The 14734-nt window shown below is 62.8% G+C and carries 13 protein-coding genes; 3 read left to right on the plus strand and 10 right to left on the minus strand.

Annotated elements, in window-relative coordinates:
• Positions 1-105: 105 nt before the first annotated feature.
• Positions 106-1602, minus strand: a complete 1497-nt coding sequence (locus KF794_03355; protein QYK45746.1) for a 1-acyl-sn-glycerol-3-phosphate acyltransferase — start codon at positions 1600-1602, stop codon at positions 106-108.
• Between the two features lie 106 nt (positions 1603-1708).
• Here KF794_03355 and KF794_03360 point away from each other — a divergent pair, with 106 nt between their 5' ends.
• The gene (locus KF794_03360) at positions 1709-3073 is read left to right on the plus strand and encodes a hypothetical protein (GenBank protein ID QYK45747.1); all 1365 of its coding nucleotides are present in this window, start codon (positions 1709-1711) and stop codon (positions 3071-3073) included.
• Here the strand turns inward: KF794_03360 and KF794_03365 are convergent.
• The 5 genes from KF794_03365 to KF794_03385 form a co-directional block, all read right to left on the minus strand.
• Positions 3070-4932: an acetyl-CoA hydrolase gene (locus tag KF794_03365; GenBank protein QYK45748.1), complete on the minus strand. Its 1863-nt coding sequence runs from the start codon at positions 4930-4932 to the stop codon at positions 3070-3072. The genes KF794_03360 and KF794_03365 overlap by 4 nt on opposite strands.
• A 36-nt stretch (positions 4933-4968) precedes the next feature.
• A complete protein-coding gene (locus tag KF794_03370; protein ID QYK45749.1) occupies positions 4969-5895 on the minus strand; it encodes an SDR family NAD(P)-dependent oxidoreductase in 927 nt (308 codons plus the stop codon).
• 35 nt (positions 5896-5930) lie between these two features.
• Positions 5931-7040, minus strand: coding sequence for an acyl-CoA dehydrogenase (locus KF794_03375; GenBank protein ID QYK46578.1), 1110 nt, complete (start codon positions 7038-7040; stop codon positions 5931-5933).
• Between the two features lie 29 nt (positions 7041-7069).
• Positions 7070-8251, minus strand: a complete 1182-nt coding sequence (locus tag KF794_03380) for an acyl-CoA dehydrogenase family protein (protein ID QYK45750.1) — start codon at positions 8249-8251, stop codon at positions 7070-7072.
• A 182-nt stretch (positions 8252-8433) separates the two neighbouring features.
• Complete coding sequence (locus KF794_03385) at positions 8434-8655, minus strand: hypothetical protein (GenBank protein ID QYK45751.1); 222 nt, start codon at positions 8653-8655, stop codon at positions 8434-8436.
• A gap of 226 nt (positions 8656-8881) precedes the next feature.
• Here KF794_03385 and KF794_03390 point away from each other — a divergent pair, with 226 nt between their 5' ends.
• A complete protein-coding gene (locus KF794_03390) occupies positions 8882-9424 on the plus strand; it encodes a cytochrome b (GenBank protein QYK45752.1) in 543 nt (180 codons plus the stop codon).
• 9 nt (positions 9425-9433) lie between these two features.
• Here KF794_03390 and KF794_03395 read toward each other — a convergent pair whose 3' ends face one another.
• Genes KF794_03395 through KF794_03410 form a run of 4 tightly spaced genes read right to left on the minus strand, consistent with a single transcriptional unit; the run spans position 9434 to position 12760 of the window.
• Positions 9434-10276, minus strand: coding sequence for a hypothetical protein (locus KF794_03395; protein ID QYK45753.1), 843 nt, complete (start codon positions 10274-10276; stop codon positions 9434-9436).
• Complete coding sequence (locus KF794_03400) at positions 10273-11331, minus strand: glycosyltransferase family 4 protein (protein ID QYK45754.1); 1059 nt, start codon at positions 11329-11331, stop codon at positions 10273-10275. The genes KF794_03395 and KF794_03400 overlap by 4 nt, the downstream gene beginning before the upstream one ends.
• A gap of 4 nt (positions 11332-11335) precedes the next feature.
• Entirely contained in the window at positions 11336-11734 is a 399-nt protein-coding gene (locus KF794_03405) for a 6-carboxytetrahydropterin synthase (GenBank protein QYK45755.1), read from the minus strand.
• Positions 11735-11764: 30 nt separating this feature from the next.
• Entirely contained in the window at positions 11765-12760 is a 996-nt protein-coding gene (locus KF794_03410) for a zinc-binding alcohol dehydrogenase (GenBank protein QYK45756.1), read from the minus strand.
• A 119-nt stretch (positions 12761-12879) separates the two neighbouring features.
• Here KF794_03410 and mdoH point away from each other — a divergent pair, with 119 nt between their 5' ends.
• The gene (mdoH, locus tag KF794_03415; GenBank protein ID QYK45757.1) at positions 12880-14733 is read left to right on the plus strand and encodes a glucans biosynthesis glucosyltransferase MdoH; all 1854 of its coding nucleotides are present in this window, start codon (positions 12880-12882) and stop codon (positions 14731-14733) included.
• Position 14734: the final 1 nt, after the last annotated feature.

The raw sequence follows: 14734 nt of genomic DNA on the forward strand, positions 1-14734 counted from the left end.
TAGCGAGTCTATGCTTCGGGACGCACAAATCGTCGCGCTTTCGCTACGCACTGGGCGAGTGGGTTGGCGCCGCTAGCTACGAGGATTCGTAGTTGTGAGACGTCTTCAGGTCGCGGGCTGTACCACTTCGACCAGCGTCTTCTCTTTTTCCTGCACCGGAAGCGGAGAAAACTCGCCTGCCGCGGAAGCGTCCGGCAGCAGGTGCGCAATCGCGTTCGCGTAGTAGCGCACGACATGAACGTCGTTCGGGTTCACGCGGAAGCTGCCGTCGTCTTCCAGCACGAGATGGCGCAGCCGCAGCATGCGCAGGCCGACTTCGATGGCATAGTCACGGTCGGCACGCGGAATGTGGACGTAGGCACCGTTCGACTCCAGTTCGTCGATCAGCCGCGCGACGCGCGCCTTGATCTCGAACAGGGAAAGCGCAGCCGGGTTGGCGTCCAGCAGCGCAGTCGAAACCAGCGAAACGGGAAGGGCGGGCACCACGCGGCCCACCGCGTCCATCAGCTTCAGGCCCAGCTTCTCGATTTCGGCGTGACGCGTATCTTCGGGCAGGTCGCGGAAATCAATCTTCTGCTCCGCCACATATTTCTTCAGCGAGAACGGCTCGCCGAAACTGACGCAGGTATAACCGAGCCGGTACCAGCGTCCGCGGAATGCGAGCCAAATCGCATTGAGGAAGTGCTTGAGGAACGTGAACAGGTTGAAGCCGAATACCGGCTTCTTGCCCGGCTCGGTGTTTGCGGCGCTGGTGAGCATCCGGTCTTCCAGCACGCGGTCGTAGTTCACGCCGACTGGAACGAACACGACATCCTTCGGCCCCTTGGGATCGAACGCCGCCACCATGTAGCTGAGCAGGCCGAACTTCGGCGGGCGCAACTTGCCATCGCGGCTCAGGCCGCCTTCGGGGAAGATCGCCTGCACCACGCCGGAAGCAGTCGCCATGTGAACATAGCGCGAAAGAACTTTCCGGTAGAGCGCATCGCGTGAGTCGCGACGGATGAAGTAGGCGCCCATCGAGCGGATGAGGTTGCGCAGTCCCCAGATCTGCGCCCATTCGCCGACCGCGTAACTCAGCGCAGACGAGGTGGCTGCGACATAGGTCACTAGCACGTAGTCCATGTTGGAACGGTGATTGATGACGAACACGACGGAAGAGTCGGGATCGACCTTCGCAAAGGAGTCCTCGTTGCGGATACCGATGCGCACACGGTAGAGCGATTCCGAAATCCGCTTCGCGATCCGCGTGCCGATACGGAAATAGGCATAGGCACTGAACGAGGGCACGATCTCGCCCGCGTATTTCTTCACCTTCTCCATGACGACTTCGCGCGGCATTTTGTTGTCGCGCGCATACTCGTCGATGGTGTGGAGCACTTCCGGGTCGTATACCAGCCGGTCCATCAATACCTGGCGCTTGGTCAGCTTGAACGGTTTGATCTGGAGCCGGAGCCGGGTGTTGAGTTCGCTGATCGCCTTGTTGGCCCGCCGCCGCAGCGCCCAGCGCACGCTTGGAATCAGGAGCCGGTCGAGGAAGGCGAGCGCCGCCAGCAGCGCGGCGATAATGACCAGCCACAGCGGCAGCGTGACTTCAGACCACATAATTCAGCCCCACTTCCCCGCGAGACGGCGGGTACGCAATCCGCTATGAAGCGCCGCAATTCTCCGGCGATCCGTTTTTCTGTCACGCTCCGGTCACGAACCGCCCATGCAATACAAACCCCGGCCTTCGCGCAACTGGTCGCGCAAGCTGAAAGGCTACGCCCTCGGCTGGCCCTGGTTCGACCCCATCAGTTCGTGGGTGCTGCGCAGGATCTTCGTGCCGTCTTCGCTGCTCTGGGCAGCGGCCGAACAGGCCGGGCTATCCACCGACAAGTTCTATGAAGCGACGCGCTTGCCGCGCCGCACAAACGACGAAAAGAAACTTGCTGCCGCGCTCGAACACGCCGCGAAAGCGCGCGCAATCGCGGACAGCCGCGAGGCGGAATGGCAGGAAGCGTTTTTCGGCGGGCAGGCGGTCGATGCGGAGCGTTTGCGCGAAATCGAAAGCGCGCGTTTCAATGCCAGCCACGACTACAACATGACGCGCCGCGCGTTCGGTTTCCTGCTTCGCCGCGAGCCGCCGCAGATCCGGTTCGCGACCCAAAGTCCGGAGGAAGTCGCGGCCGTATATGGCGCACAGTTCGAGAAGCTGCGCGAGATGCCGGGCAATCCCGCTTCGGTCCCTGTCGAAGAATCGCGCAGGGTCGAACGCAGCGCGGGGACGGATTTCTGGCTCTGCTTTCAAAGTCCGTCGCCATGGCTCGGCGATACGGTCTATGCGCGTGTGCTGGAGCCCCGCGGCGTGAAGAACCCGCCGACCGTGATTTTCGGCCACGGCATCTGCATCGAGTTCGATCACTGGCGCGGACTGATCGACGAAGCGCGCACGCTGCGCGCGGAAGGTTTCCGTGTCATTCGTCCCGTTGCGCCGTGGCATGGCCGCCGCCGTCCGCGCGGCAGCTTCGGCGGCGAGCCGATGATGCACCGGATGCCCGGCGGCCTGTTCGATGTGTTCGGCGGCGCGGCGCAGGAATGGGCGGTGCTCGCCAACTGGGCGCGCAAAAACTCGCAAGGCCCGTTGGCTTATGGCGGCACCAGCCTTGGCGCGCTGATCGCACAATTCGCTGCCGACCGTCACGCCGCGAGCGGGCAGCCGCGCGCAGAGGGGCTATTCCTCATCACCCATTCGGGACGCATGACCGACGCCACTTTCGGCGGCTCGATGGCAGGTCTGCTCGGCGTTACAGTGGATGCCGAAGCGAGTGGCTGGAATCGCGAGCGCATCGAGAACGCGCTCGGCCTGCTCGATCCCGCGCGGGAAGCGGCCGTAAGGCCGGACCGGATCGTCACCGTACTCGGCCTGCGCGACAAGGTTACGCCTTACGCGAGCGGACTGAGCCTGATCGATTCCTGGGGCGTGCCTGCGGAGAACCGCTTTGTGTGGGATCGCGGGCATTTCTCCATGCCGCTGACCATGATCCGCAACCCCGCGCCGGTCACACGCTTTCGCGAAATTATGACGCGCACCTAAACAAGCGCGCCTTTCAGCAACATGCGGTAGAGCTTTCCGCGAAGGTCAGTCGGTGCGTCGAGTTGTACGCGTGTCAGCGCTTCGCGCATTTTTTCGTTTTCCTTCGCGGAGAAACCGCGCATCGCGAGTCGCAGGAGTGTGAGCGGCGAAGCGGACGCGGTTTTCAGCGTTTGCAACGCAGGGACCAGCCGCTGCTCGGTCTCGTTAAAATCCGTGCCGAATGGGAAGTCGGGCAACAGCCCGCGCTCTTTCGCGGATGAGAGCGCAAGGATAATGCGTTCTGGCGTGTTATTGCGATGAGCGGCGGGGATTTCGTAGTTCCTCGCGATCTTCCCCACGTCTTTCGCCTTGCGCAGCAATTCCGGTTGGAAGCGGGAATCCGCGATTGAAAGCATCGCCGCTACGACCTGCGCGTCGGATTTTCCCCGAAGGTCCGCGATGCCATATTCGGTAACGACGATATCGCGCAGGTGACGCGGGATGGTGGTGTGGCCGTAGTTCCAGATGATGTTGGAACTGGTACTGCCGCTCGAAGTGCGCGTCGCATTCACGCAGATGATCGAGCGCGCGTCGTCGAGCGCAAAAGCCTGCGCCACGAAATTATACTGGCCGCCGACGCCGCTCACGACCTTGCCGTCGTCCAGCCCGTCCGAGACGATGGCGCCGAGCATCGTTGCCATCATGCCGTTGTTGATGAAGCGCGCCTTCACGCGCGCCGCACGTTTCTTCGCCTCATCGCCGTAGAGCTGGTTGACGTAGGAGATCGCTTTCATCTGAAGTTTCGCGCGCTCGCCGTCGCCCATCTCGCGCAGGCGGCGGTAGAAATCCTTCGGCCCGAGGAAGAATCCGCCTTGCAGCAGCGCGCCATCGACTTCGCGCTTCACCACGCCGGCGTCGATCAGGGGCAGGAACGAGTCCACGAACATTTCCGTGGCGGCGTACAAACCGGCGTCGAACGTGCCGAGTTCACGCGGAGGAGAAGTTTCGAACGGCAACAATCGCGCAATCGTCTCGCGATACGCCGCGTTATCGCGCTGGCGCAGCACCAGCGCATGGGCGGCGGCGTCGCCTTCCGCGCCGATCCCGATTTGCAGTGTGCCGCCATCGGCCACCAGCGTCGAGGCGTTCAGGCCGATGGCATAGGCGGTGAGGGGCACCGGCGATTTCGGCACGGCGAACAGCGGAAAGTCGGTGGCCCTGTTTTCGTATACGAAATCGAACGCGCTTTCCGGCAGGTCGCCGTCGCCGGGCATGAACGGCAATTCGCTGTTCACTTCCGCCACCAGCGCGAAATCCGCGCGGCCTTCCGCGCGCGCCTGCAAGAGATCGAGGGTCAGATCGGTGTTGCAGGAGAGCGAGTAGCGCGTCTCGCCGTTCACCACGCGCTTCGCGACCAGTTGCGCAATCACGTTGATGCCGCGCTCCAGCACATAGCGTCCCGCATGCGTGTAGTTCGCGGAGATGTAATTCTGCTGGACGGCTGCCACGCCGAGCCAGCGACCCGCCAGCAGGAAGAACTCGCTGACGTCGATATTCGCAGGCACCGTTCCGCTGCGCAGCGCGCGGGCGTAGTGCAGGTCGGGGTAGTCCTTGAACAGCCGGTCCAGCACCGGATTGATGAACGCCGCTTCCAGTCCCGAAACCTGCGGCCGTTGCAACGTCAGCGCGGTGAAGATGGAAAGCTGTTGTGCCGGCTCGTTCGACGCAAAATCGTAGATCGCGTTCGCGACCGTGTTCGCTTTGCCGAGGCCGAGCGGCAGCGCGAGCACCATCTTCCTGCCGCTGCGCGCGGCGAGCGCGGAAGCGAGCGCCGCCGCATCGGAGAAGTGCTCGGTCTTTCGAGTCGCTGTCCTGTTCATGGGCGAAGTCTAGCTCCGCCGCACGAAACCGGCGTGTTATTTTTTCGACAAGTCGATCCCGTTGGCTTTCGCGGCCATCGCGACATATTTCTGCGTCTGGTGGAACGCGCCTTCGAGGATTTGCGCGGTCTTGATGTCGGAAATCTCCGCGAATTTCGCGGCAATTGTTTCCGGCGTGCGCTCCTCCGGAGCGAGGTAGACGCCCTGCGTCTCAACGACGCGCACCACCGCGTACACGCCTGCGCCCGCGCCCATGATGGTCCGCGACGGCGCGTCCTCGCTCACCATATAAAGCACGGCAGGCGTGATCGCTTCCGGCTGCATGAGCTGAAGCACGTTCGGCGGCAGCAATTCTTCGGTCATGCGCGTCGCCGCGGTGGGCGAGAGTGTGTTCACGCGAATGTTGAACTTCTGCCCTTCGTGGTGGAGCACGTTCATCAAGCCGACCATGCCGGCTTTCGCCGCGCCGTAGTTTGCCTGTCCGAAGTTGCCGTACAGGCCCGACGAGGAAGAAGTCAGCACGATGCGCCCGTAATTCTGCTCGCGCATGATTTCCCACGCCGCTTTGCAGCAGTTCACCGAACCCATCAGGTGGACCTCGAGGACGAGGCGGAAATCGTCCAGTTCCATCTTGTGGAAGGTCTTGTCGCGCAGGATACCGGCGTTGTTGACGAGGATATCGACGCGGCCCCACTTCTTCTTCGCGTCGGCGATCATCGCCTCGACTTCATTATATTTAGCGACGTTCGCGCCGTTGGCGATGGCGTCTCCGCCCTTCGCCTTGATCTCCTCGACCACTTTCTCGGCAGCGCTGAGCGAACCGCCCGATCCGTCGCGCGCACCGCCGAGATCGTTGACGACGACCTTGGCGCCGCGTTCGGCGAGGGCAAGCGCATGCGAACGGCCGATGCCGTTGCCTGCGCCGGTGACGATAGCGACCCGATTGTCGTAGCGGATGGTCATGGGATGTACCTGTTACTGCTGTTTGGAGAAGGAAATCAGAATTTCTGGCTGAGTGCGAAGCGGTCGGCGTGGAAATAAGCGTCGCCGAGAAACTCCTGCGTGACGCGCGCGCGTTTCATGAACAGCCCTGCGTCGATTTCGTCGGTCATGCCCATGCCGCCGAACATCTGCACCGCTTCGGAAACCGCGAGCTTCGCCGTTTCGCAGGCTTTGAACTTCGCGGCACTCACCGCCGTGCCGGCGCCGTCGGGATTCTTGTCGAGCGCGACGCAGGCCGCGAGCACGAGCGAACGCAGCAACTCGATCTCGCCGAACAGATGCGCGGCGCGGTGTTGCAACGCCTGGAATTCGCCGATCGCCTTGCCGAACTGCTTGCGTTCCTTGAGATAAGCAACCGTGCGTTCGAAGCTCTCGCCCGCGATGCCGAGCATTTCCGCGGAGACGCCGGCGCGGCCCGCGTTCAGCGCATTCTCAAGCAGGCCGTAAGCCTTGCCGGTCTCGCCGAGCGCGTCGGCGCCGGTGGCATTCACGTTGTCGAAGCGGATGCGCGCATTGTTGCCGCTATCCACGCTCGTCACGCGCTCGATGGTGATGCCGGGAGATTTCGCATCGACCAGGAACAGCGCGATGCCTTCCTTGTTGCCCGGTTCGCCTTCGACGCGCGCCGCGACGAGGATGCTGTCCGCGACATGCCCGTCCACCACGAAACTTTTCTCGCCGTTCAGCTTGAAGGCGTTGCCCGCCATCTCCGCCTTTAGCGCGATGCCTTCCGGCGCGTGCTTGCGGCCTTCGTCCACGGCCAGCGCGATGATCGCCTTCGCGTCCGAGATCGCAGGCAACCATTTCTTCTTCTGCTCGTCGTTGCCGCCGCGGCGGATTGCGGTCGCCGCCATCACCGCGGTCGAGAGGAACGGGGAGGCGGTCAGCGTCCGGCCCATCTCCTCGCAGACCAGCGCCATGCCGACATGGCCGAAGTCCGAGCCGCCATTTGCTTCGTCGATCAGGATGCCGGTCCAGCCCATGTCCTTCATGCCGCGCCAGAGGTCGCGGTCGAAGCCGTCTTTATCTTTCGTGTCGCGCAGGCGGCGCAGCGCGCTTACAGGCGATTTCTCCGCGAGGAAGCCGCGCGCGGAGTCGCGCAGCATGATGCGGTCTTCGTCGAGCGCGATCATGGTCAGGCTCCCGGCAGATCGAGGATGCGCTTGGCGACGATGCCAAGCATGATTTCGGACGTGCCGCCTTCGATGGAATTCGCCTTGGTGCGAAGCCATTCGCGGGCAAGCGTGCCGTCTTCCGAACGCGCGCCTTCCCACTCCAGTCCGTCGATGCCGGCGATGGTCATGAAGGTTTCATAGCGGCGCTTGTTCAGTTCGGTGCCCGCGTATTTCAGGATCGCGGATTTCGCACCGACGCCCTGTCCGGCCTTGGCTTCCGCCTTGTAGCGGTCGATGGTCGCGAACAATGCGCGGCCGTCGATTTCGGCGCGGACGATTTCCTGCCGCACGAACGGATCGTTGAGGCGTCCCGCCGCATCCTTGCCGATGGCTTTCACCGCCGCAGCGGGCAACGAGCGCAGCGCGGCGATGGCCAGTCCGCCGCCGATGGAAGCGCGCTCGTGGGTGAGCAGGTATTTCGCAATCGTCCAGCCGTCGTTCTCGGTGCCGACCAGATTTTGCTTCGGCACCTTCACGTTGTCGAAGAATGTCTCGCAGAACGGGGATTTGCCGGAGATAAGAAGAATTGGTTTGGTCGAAACGCCGGGCGTTGCCATGTCGAACAGCACGAAGGAAATGCCTTTGTGCTTCGGCGCGGCCGGGTCTGTACGCACGAGACAGAAAATCCAGTCCGCCTTGTCCGCATAGGATGTCCAGATTTTCTGGCCATTGACGAGGTAATGATCGCCCTTGTCCTCGGCGCGCGTTTGCAGCGATGCGAGGTCAGAGCCTGCGCCCGGCTCGGAATAGCCCTGACACCAGCGGATTTCGCCGCGCGCGATTTTCGGCAGATGTTCCTTCTTCTGCGCTTCGTTGCCGAATTGCAGGAGTGCCGGGCCGAGCATCCAGATGCCGAAGCTTTCCAGCGGCGAGCGCGCGTTGATCGCGCGCATTTCCTCGCGGAGGATTTTTTCTTCCTCGCGTGAAAGCCCGCCGCCGCCGTATTCCTTCGGCCACATCGGCACGGTCCAGCCGCGCGCCGCCATCCGTTCCAGCCAGATCTTCTGGTCTTCGGACTGGAATTGCCAGTTGCGTCCGCCCCAGCAGATGTCCGGCTCGCCACGCGAGGGTTTGCGCATGCCCGGCGGACAATTCTGCTCCAGCCATGCGCGTGTTTCGCGACGGAAATCTTCGAGAGACATGGCGTTCACCCCGCGGACCGCGCTGTGCCGGTACCGGCTTCGCGGTTCATGTTTGGTATCGCAAGGTGATGGCCGAGGGAACGCGAAAGCGCAATGGCCGCGCGGCGTTCCGCTGCTCGGTACTTGAAATGCAAACGCCGGCCCGCGGTTGCGGACCGGCGTAAAGCGCAGATGACGTTACGTCAGCGCCTGCAGCTCGTGATGTAGCAGGTATAGCCGCGCGGGGTGCGGACTGCGCATTCGTAAAGAGCGCGGTCGCGCGCATAGCGCAGCGAGTTGGAGTGATAGCCCCAGCCGTAAGCCTGCGGGCTGTCCGCGCGGCAACGATAGGCATGGGCGTCATTGGAAGTCGCAAACATGAAGGTGCCGGCCGCGACGAGGCCGATCGCCAGATACTTGAACATCTCTCAGTCCCCCGGATTGAATGGCCCGGCGACTATAGCGCGCTCTTTTCGGGCGGCCAGTAACAGTTTTAGTGCGGCGCGGTAACGATCCGGCGAGCGCCGGGTCCGTCAAACCCTGCCGTTGTACGCAGCCGCAGGGAAGCTGGGGCCGTCCACCCCGCCTGGAACCATGCTAAAGTAGCGCTGTTGTTCTCGCCGCCCCCAGCGGTTTGTCCGGAGAATATATATGAGCGCCATCTCGAAATACCCGGTTGAGGGCTATTCCGGTTTCGCAAAATCCCTGCACTGGATCGTCGCGCTGCTCGTGCTGACGGTCATTCCGGTCGGGATCGTGATGGGCGAGATCGAGAACGCGCCCTTCAACCTCTACAACTTCCACAAATCGCTCGGCGTGCTCATTCTGGTCCTGATGACGATCCGGCTGATCTACCGGATCGTACATGGCGCGCCGCCGGGGCCGGACATTCCGGCTTTCTATCGCATCGCCGGCAAGCTCACGCATTGGGCGCTTTATATCCTGCTGTTCCTGACGCCGATCTCAGGGGCGATCGCCAACATGTATTACGGCGCGGTGACACCTTTCTTCGGCTTGTTCGAGATTCAGCCTTTCTTCGCGAAGAACGAGGAAATCTCGAACTTCATCTTCGCGCGCCACAAGCTGATGGGATTTGCGGTGGGTCTGCTCGCCTGTGCGCATATCGGCGCAGGACTGTTCCACTACGTCATCCGCAAGGACGGCGTGTTGCAGCGGATGTTGCCGGGAAGCTAACGCCGAAAGTTATTCCGGCGGCAGTGCCAGCAAGTCCTTGTGACCGACGATGCAGGTAGTGTCGCGCGCTTTGCGAGCCGTCAGCCATGACTGGATGACCGCTTCCGGCACGCTGTTCGTGTCGCGTACCGCGTTGGCCCAACCGTCCGCGAGTTCGGCAATCAGTGCTTGGTCTGAACCGTCGAGTCGCCACGGACTGTCTGTAAGCGCAACATCGTAGCCGAGCGTTTTCAGTTTCTCTGCCATCAGGCCAATGGCTTTATTTCCGGCGGAAGGGCCGAAGCCTTTTTCTTTGCCGAAGTCGCGCTCGAACGCTGCCGTCATCTGCGCATCGGCTTCATGCGCGGGCGACCATTGCGCGGTCTCGTCGTGTACCAGCGTCGTGTAGAGCGGTAGTCTGTCTTTTGCGAGCATTTCACAGAAACGCCCGATCCAGCTTTCCGAAACCAGATCGAACAGCGCGGCGGAAGTGACGAGGTCGGGTTTCGTCTCGCCCCACGGCGCGGGGTTCGCCGCGAGGTCGGCGCGCTTCACTTCAATACGAATGTGTTTTCCGTTCTTTTCGATTTCGAGGCCCGCCGCGGTAGGCCGAGACTTTTCGGCCCATTCGCTGATGAAGTCGAGCGAAGCGGAAAGGAGATCGGCGTCGTAATCGACCAGCACCCAGCGCTGCCGTGCAGGCAGAGCGAGCGCGGTGCCGCGCAAGTTCGATCCGGCACCTGCGCCAAGGTCGTAGATCACCGGCTCTTTTCTGCTTGCGAGATAAGCGCCAGCATTTTCGAGTAGCCGCTTGTCGCGCGAGCGGTGATCGACCGGCTCGCGCAAACGAAGCCATGTAGCGGAAAAGCTCATGCGGCAGCCTTTGCGCTTGCGCGTTCCAGCGCGCCCGCGATGAGTTTCGCCGTGTCGGACCAGCGCGGCAGTTTCTTCGCGTAATCCCACGCGGCGTCGGCGCGTTTCGCGACCTCGGCGGGCGTGGTCAGGAGCCTGCGCAGCGTGAGCGCAAGTTCGCCAACGTTTCCGGGGGTGACGAACACACCCGCGTCACGCGGCACGGTTTCCACCAGCGCGCCGCCGGAACCCGCGACTACGGGAAGCCCACGTGCAAGCGCCTCCGTGAAGGCCATGCCGTAGCCCTCGAAGTGCGAGGGCAGCACGAACAGCGAGGCACTCGAATATTCTTTTTCAAGCCCGGCATCGTCGAGCGGGCCGAGCAGGGCGGTGCGTTCCGCTATTTTCCCCGCTTCGATTTCGTTCTCTAGCGTCTGCATCGCAACCGCATCGCGGTCGATACTGCCCGCGATGCGCCATTCCCATTCGAGATCGCGGATTTTGGAAAGCGCCTTTGCCAGTGTGTCGTGACCCTTGCGCCGCGTGATCGCGCCGACCGAGAGCAGGCGCGGCGGCGAAGCATCGCCCTTCGCGCGCGCGGAAGGCTCGGTGCCCGGTTCCGCAACGGTGATGTCCTCGGCTTTCACGTTGAATTCGCGCGCAAGCAGTACGGCGGTCGAGCGGCTGGTCGCGATCGTCGCAACCGCGCGCGCGAGCGCTTCGCGCTCGGTGCGGTGCAGGTAGTCGATGCGTTCGATAGACAACCCCGTTTCGAACGCCAGCGGATGATGGCAAAGCGCAATCAAGCGCGCTTTCAAATGGGAAAGCGTCTCGCGCGGGATTGCGCCGAGCGCGAGGCCGTCCACCACGATCAGTTCGTCTGCGCCGAACGAAGCAAAAAGTTTCGCCGTATCCGCGAGCGTCCGCTCCGAAGGCGAAGGATAATCGCCGGGCAGGGCGACATGCTTTACCCGCCAGCCGAGGGATGGAAGTTCTTCCATCACCCGCTTGTCGTAGCGATAGCCGCCGGTCGGTGTATTCAGATCGCCCGGAATGACGAAGACGACGTCGCGCATGAAGTCAGACCGCGGCCTCGTACCAGCCGCGCGCTACATGCGACTCGTGCATGGTCACTTTAATCCTGGAAATGCCTTCGCTGTCCGCGCCGAGCTTGCCGGCCTTGAGCGCCGCTTTCATCTGCTCGAACACATAGCGCGCGAGAAATTCGGTGGTGGTCTGCTTGCCTTTGAATTCCGGCACCTCGTCGAGGTTGCGGTAGTTGATGACGGCAAGCGTCGCTTTCAGCGCATCGCTGGCCGCGCCGATGTCGACCACGACCTCGTTCGGTCCGAGCTTTTCGCGGAAGAACGCGACGTCGCAAACGAAGGTCGCGCCATGAACGCGCTGGGCAGGCCCGAAGAACTCTCCCTTGAAGGAGTGGGCAATCATGATGTGGTCGCGGACTTCGAGGCCATACATGGCGTGTAGCTCTTTCCTTAAAGTGATGACTTAGTAACGCACCAGCGCGCCGAAACCGGACGCGGTTCGCGCTAACAGGCGGGGTAATTGCTGCGGAAGTTCGGCAAACGGCACTTCCTCGCCAAGCAGCGCGTCCAGCCGGTCGTCGGCGAGCAGGTTGATAGCCGCTTCCAGCCGCCGCCCCGTACTCCAGCGCCGGGCGCGGGTCGGACAAACGTGGCCGACCTGGCTGGAAACCAGCTTCAGCCGCCGCGAATGGAAGCTGTCGCCGAGCGGCACGCTCACTGCGCCGCTGCCGAACCAGCTTGCCTCCACCACGGTCGCCTCGATGCCCGCCAGCTTCAGAGCGAGGGTCAAGCCATCGGCCGTTGCGGAAGTGTGGATCACGAGGTCCGCATCTCCCGGAGCCTCGCCGGGCAGGGCGAAAGCCGCGCCGAGCTTTTTCGCGACTTTCTCCCGTTCCGGATCGACGTCGACCAAGGTAACGCTGGCGCCCGGCAGGCGGCAGGCGAGCGAAGTAACCAGCAAGCCGAGGATTCCCCCGCCGATCACCACGATCCGGTCGGCCGCCTGTGCGCTTCCGTCCCAAAGGATGTTCAGTGCGGTTTCCATGTTGGCGGCAAGCGTCGCTCGCCGGGCGGGAACGCTGTCCGGTATCGCGACGACCTTTTCGGCCGGAAGCACGAAGCGGTCCTGATGGGGGTAGAGGGCAAACACGTTGCGGCCCTTGAGCGCAGCCGGTCCGTCCTCGACCGTGCCGACGGCGGCATAGCCATACTTAACGGGGAACGGAAATTCGCCTTCCTGTGCCGGCGCTTTCATGCGCGACCATTCGGCTTCCGGGACGCGGCCCTCGAAAACCAGCCGTTCCGTGCCTCGGCTGATGCCGGAATAGAGCGTACGGACCAGAACCGAGCCTTCCGTCCGATCACTCAGTGTTGCGGAACGTAACTCCGCCTTGCCGGGCGCGACGTACCAGAGCGCGCGAACCTGCGTATTCGGCTTAAGTTTTTGGTCGTCTGTCACCGGAAGCCCTTCGCAACAATTTTAGGACGCGCTACCAATTCGCCAAGTTTCGCCACGGATTTGTACCGGTTGTCGGCGAGAAGGCGCTAAGGCGCAAGCAGGGGACGGACCTTCCTTCCATGTCGATGAATTCCAGTTCCGCCGAAGCGGCCAAACCGGCCCTCGGCGTTAATCATGATGCGGCCACCGCCACGGCGGCCGGTATCGCTTCCACCCATACCGAAGAGATGACGCCGACCGGCACCCAGTCGGTCCGGGCAATTGCCCGGCGGCGCATGATCTACGCCGCGCTCGTCACCGCGACGCTGTTCGGCATGGCCGCGTGGCTCGTGCACATTCTTTCCTATGATGGCTTCGGCTTCCTCGATGCCGTTCTGGTCGCGTGCTTCCTCGTCTACGCGCCGTGGATCGTCACCGGCTTCTGGAATTCGGTGATCGGCTTCTTCATCATGAATTTCGTGAAGGATCCGCTGCCCTTGATCGTTCCGGTCATCGGCAAGGCGACCGACGCGGACCCGGTATTCGCGAAGACCGCGATCCTGATGACGGTTCGCAACGAAGACCCGGCCCGTGCATTTGCCCGGCTTCGTGTCATCAAGCAGAGCCTCGACCGCACCGGGCAGGCCGACAAGTTCGACTTCTTCGTGCTCTCCGATTCGAACCGCCCGGAAGTCTTCCCGCTGGAAGAGGCGGCCGCTGCCGCATGGGCCAAGGATTTCCCCGGCCCGTCGAAGCTGGTCTATCGCCGCCGCGATCACAACGAAGGCTACAAGGCCGGTAACGTCCGCGACTTCTGCGAGCGCTGGGGCAACGAATACGAGCTGATGATTCCGCTCGATGCGGATTCGATCATGACCGGCGAAACCATCGTCCGCATGGTCCGTATCCATCAGGCCAATCCGCGCCTCGGTATTCTCCAGAGCCTCATCGTCGGCATGCCGTCGAAGAGTTTCTTCGCGCGCGTGTTCCAGTTCGGCATGCGCGGCGGCATGCGCGCCTACACTTCAGGCTATGCCTGGTGGCATGCGGAGTGCGGGCCGTTCTGGGGTCACAACACCACGATCCGCATTCAGCCGTTCCGTGACTACTGCAAGCTGCCGCTGCTTCCCGGCAAGCCGCCGTTCGGCGGGCACATCCTCTCGCACGATCACATCGAGTCGATGATGATGCGCCGTGCCGGATTTGAGGTGCGCGTGATTCCGGAAGAGGTCGGCTCGTTCGAGGAAACTCCGCCGACGCTGCTCGACTTCGAGGCGCGCGACGTACGCTGGGCGAACGGCAACCTTCAGTACACGAAGTTGCTGAACAACATGCCGGGCCTGCAGCCGACGAGCTGGATGCAGATGTTGCTTGCGATCCAGATGTTCGTCGGCATGGGCGCGGTTTGCCTGTTCGCGATCGTCGCCGCAATCGGTGTCGCGCTCGCGCCCGCGGGCGGACAGTTCCCGTACTGGTCGGCGTTCTTCTTCTATGCGCTGTTCATCGCTCTTTATATTTCTCCGCGAGTGCTCGGCGTGTTCGACGCCGCACTTCGCTCGGTGAAACGCTATGGCGGCGCGTTCAAGCTGTTCGCCAGCGGCGCGATGGACATGGTCTTCACCTTCCTGCACGCACCGTTGCAGATGTTCGCAGCCAGCTACTTCATGGTCGCGGCGCTGTTCGGCCGCAAAACCCGCTGGGATGGCCAGCAGCGCGACGGCTATCGCGTCCCGTGGAAGGCGGCGATGCGCACCTTCTGGCCGCATACGCTGTTCGGTGCCGCGATCTTCCTGTTCGTGCTCTGGTTCTCCCCGTTCGCGGCGATCTGGTTCGTGCCGTTCGTGGCGGGACTGATCCTCGCCGCACCCTTCGCGGTGTTCAGCTCGCTGCCGTGGCTCGGTGCTTGGGCGGAGCGCAACCACTATTGCGTGATGCCGGAAGAACTGGACATGCCGGAAGAAATCCGCGCGGTGCAGGCCCCGGCTGCTGCGTAAA

It is taken from the genome of Xanthobacteraceae bacterium, assembly GCA_019454205.1.
Lineage (GTDB): Bacteria > Pseudomonadota > Alphaproteobacteria > Rhizobiales > Xanthobacteraceae.